This is a genomic window from Prescottella subtropica (assembly GCF_005434945.1).
In the GTDB taxonomy this organism is placed as follows: Bacteria; Actinomycetota; Actinomycetes; order Mycobacteriales; family Mycobacteriaceae; genus Prescottella; species Prescottella subtropica.
The window spans coordinates 1-11,696 of sequence record NZ_SKCH01000045.1 but is presented as its reverse complement, the minus strand read 5'-3'; the positions used below and the strand labels follow the sequence as shown (position 1 = coordinate 11,696).

9 protein-coding genes and 1 pseudogene are annotated in these 11,696 nt (G+C 65.4%); 7 read left to right on the top strand and 3 right to left on the bottom strand.

All coding sequences use genetic code 11. The annotated features are described in order from the left end of the window. Positions 1 to 499: 499 nt before the first annotated feature. Positions 500 to 1,063: a hypothetical protein gene (locus tag E0497_RS20060; RefSeq protein ID WP_137726562.1), complete on the bottom strand. Its 564-nt coding sequence runs from the start codon at positions 1,061 to 1,063 to the stop codon at positions 500 to 502. A gap of 24 nt (positions 1,064 to 1,087) precedes the next feature. On the opposite strand from E0497_RS20060, the pseudogene E0497_RS20055 reads away from it, so the two are divergent. Next, positions 1,088 to 1,636, top strand: a pseudogene (locus E0497_RS20055) (ISL3 family transposase); the annotation flags it as partial. A gap of 33 nt (positions 1,637 to 1,669) precedes the next feature. Here the strand turns inward: E0497_RS20055 and E0497_RS20050 are convergent. Together E0497_RS20050 and E0497_RS20045 are read right to left on the bottom strand one after the other, a co-directional pair. Beyond that, a complete protein-coding gene (locus tag E0497_RS20050; protein WP_137726561.1) occupies positions 1,670 to 2,011 on the bottom strand; it encodes a hypothetical protein in 342 nt (113 codons plus the stop codon). Positions 2,012 to 2,199: 188 nt separating this feature from the next. Continuing rightward, positions 2,200 to 5,280, bottom strand: a complete 3,081-nt coding sequence (locus tag E0497_RS20045; protein ID WP_137726560.1) for an N-6 DNA methylase — start codon at positions 5,278 to 5,280, stop codon at positions 2,200 to 2,202. A 165-nt stretch (positions 5,281 to 5,445) separates the two neighbouring features. Here E0497_RS20045 and E0497_RS20040 point away from each other — a divergent pair, with 165 nt between their 5' ends. The 6 genes from E0497_RS20040 (at position 5,446) to E0497_RS20020 (ending at position 11,181) form a co-directional block, all read left to right on the top strand. Continuing rightward, complete coding sequence (locus tag E0497_RS20040) at positions 5,446 to 6,279, top strand: abortive infection family protein (RefSeq protein WP_137726559.1); 834 nt, start codon at positions 5,446 to 5,448, stop codon at positions 6,277 to 6,279. A gap of 148 nt (positions 6,280 to 6,427) precedes the next feature. After that, positions 6,428 to 7,030: a recombinase family protein gene (locus E0497_RS20035; protein ID WP_137726558.1), complete on the top strand. Its 603-nt coding sequence runs from the start codon at positions 6,428 to 6,430 to the stop codon at positions 7,028 to 7,030. A 148-nt stretch (positions 7,031 to 7,178) separates the two neighbouring features. After that, positions 7,179 to 7,550 (top strand): hypothetical protein, encoded by a 372-nt coding sequence (locus E0497_RS20030; RefSeq protein ID WP_137726557.1) that lies wholly within the window; start codon positions 7,179 to 7,181, stop codon positions 7,548 to 7,550. 337 nt (positions 7,551 to 7,887) lie between these two features. Beyond that, positions 7,888 to 8,646, top strand: a complete 759-nt coding sequence (locus E0497_RS20025; RefSeq protein ID WP_137726556.1) for a Swt1 family HEPN domain-containing protein — start codon at positions 7,888 to 7,890, stop codon at positions 8,644 to 8,646. Positions 8,647 to 9,003: 357 nt separating this feature from the next. Further along, positions 9,004 to 9,159: a hypothetical protein gene (locus tag E0497_RS20500; RefSeq protein WP_161987472.1), complete on the top strand. Its 156-nt coding sequence runs from the start codon at positions 9,004 to 9,006 to the stop codon at positions 9,157 to 9,159. A 243-nt stretch (positions 9,160 to 9,402) separates the two neighbouring features. Next, on the top strand, positions 9,403 to 11,181 hold the full coding sequence (locus E0497_RS20020) for a helix-turn-helix domain-containing protein (RefSeq protein WP_137726555.1): 1,779 nt from the start codon (positions 9,403 to 9,405) through the stop codon (positions 11,179 to 11,181). The last annotated feature ends 515 nt before the right edge of the window (positions 11,182 to 11,696 follow it).

Sequence of the window (11,696 nt, the reverse complement as noted above, 5' to 3'; positions counted from 1 at the left end):
AGCTCGGATAGGGCAGACTGGTCCAGGGCCATCGCGTGGTCTCCTTGTCGTGAGTTCCTTGGTCGGTACTCACAGAGCTTCACGCGGTGGCTCTTCCGCTTCCGGGACCGACACGGTCACGGATTCGGGGATCCCGGTTTACACCACCCCAGGGGACTCTCCCGGCACCGGATCCGGGAGTCGCAGGCACTCACCACCCGGCGTGGTTGACGTCTGCTCGAGACGGAAGCTGCGGATACCCCGAATGTGCGGCGGGGCGCGCCGGCGCGGTCCGGAAACGATCGTCGAGGAGCGGCGCCCAGCTGGCACTGGGCGACGTTCGGGTCGAGCGCGAAGGAAGAAGAAGCAACACCCGGTGGGCGTGGTATCCGCCCGTGTCCACCGTCGTCTCGACTATGTGTGTGTAGCCGACGAAGTGGAGGATGCGGGCAATGGTGTGGATCTCTGTGGCGTTGTCCCTGGGGTTGTCTCTGGTCAACCTGGTGCTGATCCTCGGGATCTACCGGCGCCTGGCCGCCGACCGGGACGACTGACCACCCCACCCCGCCGGACCCGGCGAGGTAGGGTGGCGGTCCCGCCGGCGGGCAGGGGTGCCGGTGGTGCGGAGGGTGTCGAGTTCGGTGCGGAGTTCGTCGGCGCGTTCACGGGCGGCGGCGGTGTGGGCGCGGGCTTCGGCGAGCTCGGTGCGGGCGGCGGCGAGCTGGTCCCGGACGGTGTCGGTGCGTTCCCGCTCGGCGCGGACGGTCTCGCGTTCGGTGGTGAGGTCGGATTCGAGGCGGCCGATCGTCGCGGCCGCAGCCGCCCGGTCGGCGTCGCGGGCGGCGATCGCGGTGTCGCGTTCCTCGACGGCGGTACGCAGCTGTGCCTGGAGTTCGTCGAGCTGTCCTTGTAGTTCGGTGATGGCGGTGGTGTGGTCGCGGCGGGCCTGGTCGAGTTCGGTGTCCGCGGCGGCTGCCGCGGCATCGGCGTTCGTGCGGTCGTCGAGGGCCTGGTCGAGACGGCCCCGTATCTCCGTAATCTCGGCGCTCGCGTCGGCCTGCACCTTCGCCGCCTCCGCCTGCACTCGCCGCAGATGTGTATCGACCGCGCCCTGGCCGGCACGAAGCTGAACCTGTGCCGGCAGCGGGTCCAGCAACACACCTGCGGGCATCGGGGCCGGTCCGGGGATCCGCTCTACGGCATCCGCCGCACCGCCCGCACCCGAGACCAACTGCTGACAGGCCGGCAACGCCGCCGCCTCAAGCGGTGTTCGCCGACGAACAGCATCTTCCGGTGCAGGTCACCTAGTGGATCTATCAGGACGTCACCGCCGCCTACGCCGACCCCGACCGCCGCCTACGCCGACCCCGACCGCCGCCGCGGCAAGGCGAAGTTGGCGGCGGTGATCGACACCATCCGCAGCGGCGTCCCCGCCGGCCTCGAAGAACTCGCCCAGCTCGGCCGCACCCTGCACCGACGACGATCCGACGGACTCGCCTACTTCGACCACCGCACATCGAACGGGCCCACCGAAGCCATCAACGGACGCCTCGAAGCTCTCCGTCGCCACGCCCTCGGCTTCCGCAACCTCACCCACTACCGCATCCGGTCACTCCTGCACTGCGGCAACCTCACCCATGCGATCGATGCACTCTAGAACCGGAAGATCCACTTACCCTGGCGACGTTTCTCAGTTGTCGTCGCCGGTCTCGCCGTCAATCCATTTCTGATACCTGTCGTCGAGTTCCTCGTAGAAGGCGATCGCTTCCGCTTTAGTGCTGAAGTAATGGAAGTCTTCGTCTGGTCCCGCGATGACCCAATAGCCTTTGAGGTCTCTGATCTCATCGGCTACCCCCTCGGGGCTACCTTTTGATTCGACTTCGCTGGCGAGCTCGTTGAGGCTGTCCTGGTCTTCCAGGATGTAGAGGCCGAAGGTGGATCCGGGGCCTTCGTACTGGCCACTCCACGCGACCGGCTCAAAGCGATAGCTGAAGATGTTTCTGATCTCGTGCTCATTCTCAAAGTAGGACATGTGTTTGCAGCTTCCTGAATCGGACGGGACTGCCCCACGGCAGTTGACTCGTGGGGTGGAGAGCCAGGGTCCCGGAAAGGTCGGATGGGGCGGTTGGACCTACGGATGTCGCAGACATGGGGTGGGACTGCTGCACGATCGGGTGACGGGTCAAGATGTCACCTATCCGTGCAGCAGCTCCAGTTCGATCAGGCCTCTGCCGTGAGGACCGCTTCCAGCGGTACCAGCTCGGCGACGGCGTCTTCGATCTTCTGTGCGATGCCAGCCGAGACCAAATTGCTGGTGACCTTCTTCCGGGCGGCCTGGAAGGTGCGGGCGGCGGTGATGTCGACGTCCGCCGCGGTCTTCTCGGCGTACGACCCGAGTTCGGCGAGACGGACGTGCAGGTCATCCTCGGCGTCGTACCTCGGGAATGGGACCGCGAAGACGTTCTTGTCGAAGTCTCGCGCACCGAACAGCCCCAGCGCTTGAAGCGGCTTGACCCGCTCGAGTAGCGTGACGGAGTTGAGGATTGCACACAGATAGTGCCCCTCCGATTCGGTTGCCACCGGGGCCCAGTACAGCTTGTGGTCGATGATTGCCGTGGTATCTCGCACGATGGCCGCAGCCAGAGTGTTGCCGGACTTTGTGTAGACCACCCTCAGTGCTTCGGTCGGAAGCTGCGCGGCGAGTTGACCGTGGTAGTCGATCCGATCGAGAAGTTGGGCCTTGTCAGAAGCTGGCTTGTGGGCGTTCCAGATGGATTCTGCCTGGTCCCACCATCCGGAAAGTCCCGGATTTTCAGCTACCTGTTGCTCCACCAAGATGCCCGAGTCCTCGATTGGAAGGACAGCTTGCCGGGGCTTCACACACCGGTGTGGCAGCACGGTCTCACCGAGGTAGACAGTGCGTACGAAACGCTGCTCAACCCTAGCCGTCAGTGAGGGCTGGAACTTCCAAGGCTTCTTTTCCTGTGTTGTGCGGAAGGAGGTCACCGCGACGCGGCCGGCGCCAGCACCGAGCGGACCTGCGTCTGCCTTCTCCACAAACATCAGCAGGCGTGGGTAGAGGATCGCTCCGTTGCGGAAGATCGATTTGTAGGGCGACGGAGCGGGACCGTCACTGTCGCCGAGTGCAGTCACCGTTCCCGGTGCCGTCGTGATCCGTTGTGATGCTTCTCTCCACGGCAGGTCGGCGTGGCGCAGGCGGCCGGACCACTTCACCGTATCGGCTGGCACCGGGGTAGCTTCCTGGGCGCGACGTCCGCGGACGACACAGGAGACCATCGGGAACCCGGTGTCGGCCTCGGAAAGGTCCCAGCTGGTCTCGAAAGCCACAGTGAGGTGATCGCCGGTCCCGGTCGCCCACTTCCCGCTGCGGAACCCGGCGTGGGGTTTGCGGGTGATGGTGCCGTGCGGCATCACGAACGCGAACCGGCCGCCCTCGCGCAGATACAGCTCCACAGCCCGTACGACGAACAGGGTGGACAGGTCCCGGGCAGCAGCGCCGAGGCCGGTGCTGAGCAGATTCCGCGTCTTGGCGAGCGTCTTGTACCGCGCCTGCATCGGCTCGGTCATCTTCGAATACCGCAGCCACGGCGGGTTGCCGACGAGAATATCGACTCGGTTACCCGGCTCCGACAACCACAGCGGGCGAATCAGGTTGCGCACGTAGTAGCCCCAGATGTGATTGCGCCCGGAGCGGTGCAGTGCCCGCATCGTCGAGAACGTAGTCCGCAGAATCGATGCTTCGTCGTCGGTGACCGCAAACCGACGCAGAACCGGGTCGATCAGGGTGCTGTCCTTCTTCCCGCTCAGGTCGAGGGCGTTGTCGGCCATCGCGGAGACAAGCCGGTCGAACCGGCTGGCGTCACCGAGGATGCTGCGCGGAAACACGAGGTCGTCGCCAAAGAGGACACCTCCTCCCTCGACGAGTTCGTTGCCGGCTGTGGTGATGGTGACCCTGTCCGCTCCGCCGAACAGATCTCGGTTCTGTTCCCACTGCACCGAGTCACCCAGGTAGATCGGAACCGTCAGAGGTCCGCGGTCCTCGGAGTTGATGCGGTCGATCCCGATGGCAAGGACATAGGTCACGCGGGCGAGGGTGACCGCAACTGGATGCACGTCCATGCCGACAACATGACGGGTGACGTCAAGGACGGCTTGTCCGGTGGGGATGCCGGCAGCCTCGGCGGCCTCGAGGTAGCGGCGAACGGCGTGGAAGACGAAAGTTCCGCTGCCGCAGCTCGGGTCGGCAATTCGGGTGGTGAGTGGATCCGTGACGCGGTCGTTGATGACGCGGTCGGCGAGCCAGTCCGGGGTGTAGTACTCGCCGAGCTGCTCGCGCTCCGTGGTGGGGATGACCGATTCGTAGAGGACTTTGAGGACGTCGTGCTCGACCTTGGACCAGTCGAATCGCGCGATGCGGCGGCCGAGTTCGGCGACGAACTGCTCACCGCCGGCGATCTCGACGACCCAGTCGAAGAAGTCGGCTTCGACGACGCCGTGGATCTGGGCATTGGCGAATTCCGACCCCGAAGTCAGCTGAGAGGGGGTCAATGGTCCGTGCGGGGAGACGTCCCAGCCGATCGCTGCGTGGGCGACCAGTTCCGCGGTCACAACCAGCAGGGTGTGGTTGATGAACAGGGCCTCGTCGTCGACGAACCCGGTGCCGAAGGCTGTGCGCAGCAGCTTGGCCCACAGTTCCCGCTTGAGCTTGACCTCGGGAACATTGCGGTTGTCGTGGTACAGCGCCTCAAGCGTTGCATAGTCGAGCTGGTGGGCCGGGGATTCGGAGCCGAGTCGCTGCTTGATCTCTGCGGGTACGGGGCGGATCTTTTCTCGGGTCGCCATCACCGACTCGAGCCACACGAGCAACGCAGCCGCATCCGGATCCCGGGGACTCAGCTCGAATTCGGAGACGCAGGACAGCTCTTCGTGGGCGAGGTGGTAGAGCCGCCAAGTGGTGCCGTCAGTCAGGATGCCGACGTAGCGGCCACCGAGTTCCTTGGTTCGCTGTGAGACGTAGCCCGCGAGCTGCTTCTCCGCGTCCGCCAGATCGCCGACGCGCAGGTCCTTCTTGACCTCGATGACGACGTGGCCGGCTTCGATGTCGATCCGTCGGCGAGTGCCATCGGCAAGCTGTGACTCCATCGTCACGACGTCGTCGGTGTTCAGCCCGAGTGCCGCCGTGGTGAGCAGCATGTAGATGTCGGCTTGCGTGGTCGCCTCCGGACGTACCGGCTTGCGGGAGGCGAGACGCCCGACGATCGCTTCAAGGCTGGAAGTCATGATCGCAATCTATCTGGAGCTGCCGACACCGCCAGCCTCCAGAGACCTTCTCGCGGCAGCGAAACAGCTTCGAACAGATCCTCACGGGCGGCGTTAGGCACACGTCGCAAGGGATGTCCGGGCCATTCACTAGAATCCGCTGGATTGTCGACACCAGGAGCGGGTATGAGCGACCTCGTCAGCAGAGGAACGCGCGGTAGATTTCGTGACGCCGCAACGGGAAGCACCGTTAGCGTGATCAGCACAGCGTTTCAGGACGAAGGCTTTGTTCCAAAACTCGAGTCGAGCTACGAGGACAGCAGCGTCCGACGAGTGACCGCGCAACAGTTCATGGAGTCAGTGAACTGGGGCGACGAGCAGCACGTCGTTCGAGCGCTACGGGCAATGGAGCGCGTGCTTGAGGACTTCGACGAGCAGTACGTCGAGAAGTTCTGGACGTCGCTTGCTCACGATGGATACAAACGGGATACGGACACTGGCCGCCTCAGTTTTCCCTCACATGGCCTTCCCGAGGGGTCGTTGGCCAACCTCACCGAGGCGTCCGTCATTCGTTCCCATCTGAACCGCATTCAGGTAGCAGTGGAGAACGATCCCGAGCTGGCGATCGGCAGTGCAAAAGACTTGATCGAGTCAACGGCCAAGCTGGTACTCACCGATCGAGGTATCACGTTCACGAAGGACGATGACCTCGGACAGCTCGCCAACCGTGCACAAGAAGCGCTCTCACTTCGCCCGAGCCAAGTCGGTACATCCGGCCCGGACGGAGGATCGGGAGTGAAGCGCATCCTCGGGGGTGCGCTCAGCATCGCCACCGGATTATCGGAACTGCGCAACGCATACGGCACTGGTCACGGCCGGGACCGGAAGCCCTCCGGGCTCGGCACCCGTCATGCCCATCTTGCTGCGAACGCGGCGTATCTCTGGTGCCAGTTGATGCTCGATACGTTGGCTGATCCGAAGGCTCCTTGGCGGACCCGAACCGCCAGCGACGAGGAATGAGCGCCCGTCTCATTTCCTTGGTAGTGGGACGATCCGCGCCGGCACCCCGCCGGTGCGGATCGCCCCAGCTCGCCGAGTCCCATAAGTTCATGCCGAAACAATGTGTCGAAACCCTGCTACGGAGACAACTTTCGATACGATCGGCGGCATGGAGCTGGGATACGCACGGGTGTCGACGACGAAACAGGAGCTCGAACGGCAGATCGATGCCCTCACCGCGGCCGGTATCGCCGAAGACCGCATCTACGTCGACCGCAAGTCCGGGGCGACAACCGATCGCCCCGGATTGACCACGTTGCTCGGCTACGCCCGCGACGGCGACGTCATCGTCGTGCACACCCTCGACCGGCTCGGCCGGAACGTCCGCGACACCCTCAACCTGATCCACGATCTGCGGGAACGCGGCGTCGGGGTCCGCAACCTCGCCGACCCGATCCGGATCGACTCGAGCAACCCGGACGACCCGATGGCGCAACTCGCGGTCGTGCTGCTCGCGTTGTTTGCGCAGATGGAACGCACCTACACTCTCGAACGCGCCGCCCACGCCCGCGCCGTCGCGACCGCGAAAGGCCGTCGCACCGGCCGCCCCTCGGTGGTGACGGAATCTCAGATCGCTCACGCCGTCCAGCTCCGGGACGCCGGCGCCACCGCCGCGGAGATCGTCGCCAAGACCGGGCTGACCCGCTCCACCCTGTACCGGCATCTGCCTCCGCGGCCGACCGAGTCGGTCACTGCGGTCAAGGGCGGATAGTCGATCGGCGGACGATGCTGCCAGCCACGCTCAAGTTATTTCTAAAGTTGTAACAACATTGGCGCGCTGGATCGACTGTCATGGTAGGGTATTGCTCAATCGAGAGCAGTGTGACCGTTCATGTGACGGGCGAAGGGGAGGGGCTTGTATGAGCTACAGCAACATCAGTGAACTCAAGGACGAAGTGATCCAGGATGGGCTGGTGGTCGCTTCGCTGCAGGATCTGCGCGAGATGCTGGCCTACAAGAAGCTGGGAACTCGGGTTCTGGCCGAGATCAGTACGACCCTGGCTGGTATTGGTCTCGGGTATTTTCCGCGGGCGACCATCGATGACAACGAGCAGCCTCGTCAGTGGGAGGAAGTGCGCATCTACGCCAAGAGCTCCGCGGTCGGGAAGATAATCGAAGCTGTCCTCGATCCGGGTGAAGCGAACGACACGTTCCTGCTGGAGGTGGCAGACGCTGATGATGCGAAAGCGGCCGAGATCCTCGATCAGATCCGAACGCTCATCGACGGTTAGCTGGAACCCATCAGGTGCTCGTGTGGCGCGGCGGAGCTGCACGAGCACCGGGTTCCAGGAGCGCTGTGGCGAGCAGGGCCAGCGCAGTCCACGCAGAGGTGAATACGGAGCGCCGTTGCCTTCAGGTGGACGAGATCAACTGGAGCGAGGAGCTCTGCGCCGGCGGAGAGATCTTCCTGCCAGCCGTTCAGAATGCTCGGGGTCCTGTAGGTAGACCGTCGGGGTGGGGCTCTAATGAAAAAGGGCCCCTGGAGCACAAGCTCCAGGGGCTACCTTCAATGTTTTCGCGAGGTATCAAGCCCTCGCCTCTGACAAGAGAGTAGCAAGGAACCTTGAGATGCTTCAAGCGACGATAGGGACAGTCACCGGTCACATCACCGGTGCGCGCTTCGCTCCCTACCTCGCGCTCTGCGAGAAAGACCCGCGCAAGGCGCTGGAGCTGTACCGGTGGAACATCGAGATGAGCGGGGCTCTACAGGAGGCGCTCGGTATCGCGGAAGTCTTCCTGCGGAACACCATCGACGCCCAGCTCCGGATCTGGAACGCGGCCCAGCCTCCCCGCCGCAATGTCCGCTACGGCGGCGAGTGGGTAGAGAGCCCGGCAGGTCCTCTATGGGCGATTCTCCACCCGCAGGCAGGAGGCGGAGGTCGTCGACACTCCACGTACCAAGATGCGAGGAGACGGGCCGAGAACGACCGGGTTGCACGGCAGCCTGACCACCGGCGGCATGGTCACCCGGTCGATCATGACGACGTGGTCGCACACATGACATTCGGGACGTGGAACAAGCTTCTACCGAAGAAGGACCTGAGGGATCCGTCGGGAATCGGACCGCAGGCACAGCGGCAACTATGGACCGACAGTCTCCACAAGGCATTTCCTCATCATCCGGACCCTGCGGTGATCAAGTACTGGGTGGACCGTTTGCACAGTCTGAGGAACCGCGTCGCTCACCTCGAACCGCTGTGCGACACCGACGTCATGGGCTACCACCGGACCGTTGCACGTCTGCTGAGAGCGATAGATCCTGCTCTGGCGTCCTGGTACTCCGGGATCAGTCGGGTTCCGGATGTGTGGCGTCGCAAGCCGGCGTGAAATGTGCGACCAGATCTCAGAGGCTGATGAGGATGTGATCGTCGATGTCGTCACCGCCTGCCGCAGCAGGGCCCCCGAACTCATTGACCTGCAGGATCTTCACCGGTATCGCGTGAGGTCGTAGCCGAGGGAGGACCTGTTCCGATGCTCGCGGCTCGCCTGATATCAGCCAGGCCTGAGACAGCCCGGACTCATTCGCAGTATCGAAAAATTCCTCGAGGTCGGCGTGTCGTGTCCGTATCCGGGGTGCGACCTGCAATGATCAACGGTATGTCCGAGTACAAACGGCGCAGGGTGGGTAGGCCGGCAACGCTGACCTATGAGCCTGCTCAGGTGAACTTCAAGGTTCACCCTAACGTGCGGCGATGGTTCCAGGAGGAAGCTCAGCGTCGGGGTGTCTCTCTGGGGACGATCCTCACGGAGATGCTGGCCGCCGCGGAGGGAACCACGGTGGACGAGCTGACCGCGCCCGAGAAGTCCGAGGACGGTGATCTGATCAAGAAGTCCGCCTAGATCCGCCGGATCTAGGCGCCAAAGCACGAAACCCCCGGCTGGCCGGCCGAGGGTTTCGCTTATAAGTCGCGTAGAGGCGAAGCTACCAACTTCTTTGCCCTCTACATTCCCCGAAGGGACACTCTCTTGCAGGAGTGGTCTCAGGGTACCTTGCACCCTGACTTTGTTTCAACGAACCCCGACCCGCGTGTCGCCGACCGACTGTTCGAGGCGTGCACGCGCGGCTGGTCCCCGCGGTCGCGTGTGCGGATCGACCCCACCGGATCGCACGACTACGCGGCGACGGCCGCGATGCCGGCGGCCGCCCCGGTGTTCCCGTGGGCGATCTACCTCACCGGCACCGATCACCGGTTCCGGCTGCTGGCGTTCGACTTCGACAGCTCCCGGCACGGCGCCGACGTCGCCCGCACGGATGCGGACCGGCTGTGCGGGCACCTCGACGAGCTCGGCGTCGACCATCTGCGCACCGTGTCGGGGCCGACGGGCGGCCAGCACGTGTGGGTCCGACTGGACACCTCCGGCGCGGCCGCGACTGATGTCGCTCGGCTGGCGCGGGTGTTGCGCCGGCACTACCCGAGCCTGGACACCGCGCCCCTGTCGAATCCGGTGACCGGTGCGGTCCGTCCGCCCGGTGCCCCGCACCGCCGCGGCGGGCACTCGCTCCCCCACCTCGACGGACGGGCTCTCGAGGCGGTCCTGGCCCGCATGGAGACCGGCACCCACCCGGCGGTCGTGGACTGGCTGCTCGCCCGCCACCCCCACACCGCGGAACCGTCACGTGACGACCGCGGCCGGACCGTCCGCATCGTCGACGACCCGGCCTGTGGCCCCCATCTGGACCGGCCGCGGCGCCCGCTCACCGCACGGACCCGCGCCCTGCTGGCCGGACCCCCGGCGACGGGAGTGGACCGGTCCGCGCTCGCTCACAGCATCCTGTTGGGCATGGCCCGCGCCGGCCACACCCTCGCCGACGTCGAGGCCGCCGCCGCCACCGCGCCCGGACTCGTCCGGCTGCGTGACGACTCCGCCCGCGGCCGCGACGACACCGAACGCCAGTGGCAGCGCGCCCTCGTGGCCGCGGCCGAGTTCGCGCCCGCCCCGAACACCGAACGGGCCCCGATCGACGACGAACTCGACCGGATCGAGGCCGCGATCACCGCCGACCCCACCTACTGGGCGCGCCCCGGCGGCGCCAGCGACGAACGCATCCTGCACGCCCTCCTCGTCCTGGCCCGCACCGCCCGCACCCGGCGCCTCGACATCGACGTCCGTCGTCTCGCCGAGGCCGCCGCCGTCGACGCCTCCACCGCCTCCCGCCGCCTCCGGGCCCTCGCGGCCGACGGCTGGGTCACCCGGATCGCCGACGGGGCCGGCACCCGCGCCGCCACCTGGGAACTCACCCTTCCGGACACTCCCGACACAGCTGCAACACAAGGGGAACCCGCCCCCCGCCCCCCCGGTTCCTCCCCGGCACTCCTGGACCACCACACCCACGACGTCTGGGCGAACGGCGCCGGTCTGGGTGCCGCTGCTGCCCGCATCCACTGGGCCCTCCTCACAAGATTCTGGGAATCTCCTAATTCCGCATCACACAGAATTGACGAAAATTACCTGGAGGATGCCACGGGCTACGGCCGTGCCACGATCCGGAAAACCCTCCGCCGCCTGCGGGAACTGCGCCTGCTCCCCTCCCGGACGCGTGCCCCCCGCCTTGCACGTGCCGCTGCTGTGATCGGTTCCGCAGGCACCGCCGCCCGCCGCGCCCGCCGCCACCTCGTCGACCGCGAACTCCACCGCTGGTGGACCGAGGAGATCGAGTGGCGACGCCGACCAGGGAAGAAACGCGGCGTCCCTGCCGGAATCCAGGCCGGGGCGATCGCACTCCCCCTTGCAGCGCCGGCTCGCGCCCGGTACGGACGTTTCCCCACCGTGGACGGCGGGCGAGCCGACTACCCGGCCGCCCGTGCGAGGGTGGTAGCTGCGCTGGAGACCCCGGCGCTTCCTGAACAATCCGCTGCGTAGGGTCCTGACCATCGGTGTGGAGGCTCGGATTCCTGCAGATGCGGGACGCGGGGAGGGGTGGATTTACCGCGGTAAAGAAGTAACGGACTTGGTGCGATCGACCAGGATGGTGCCGCGCTCCGCGTTGGCACGATAAGGTTGGTGGTGGTTGATGGGTGAAGCGCCGTTGGTGCGACGTGCCACCCACCTGGTCACAGATCCAGAATCAACCGGACGAGTGCAACGAACGCCCCGATCAACTGGGCACAGGAGCTTACCCAGGCTGCCCAGTTGATCGGGGCGTTTCGCCGACACAGCCTTCGGCGTCCTCCGGTTGGACGGTCACGTCAACATCGCCACCGATCTACGGCACCATGGCCGTGACCCGCGCCGATTGATCGACCTGCTTCATGCCCAGGGCCTCGGCAAAGTCGTGAGTGACGCCCGCTGACCTGCGGTTTCAAGGTGGGATGGCGCACGATCGGGGTGCGGATTGGGGCGGGCACGACCGTCTCGGTGATGATGCAAGTCTCTAC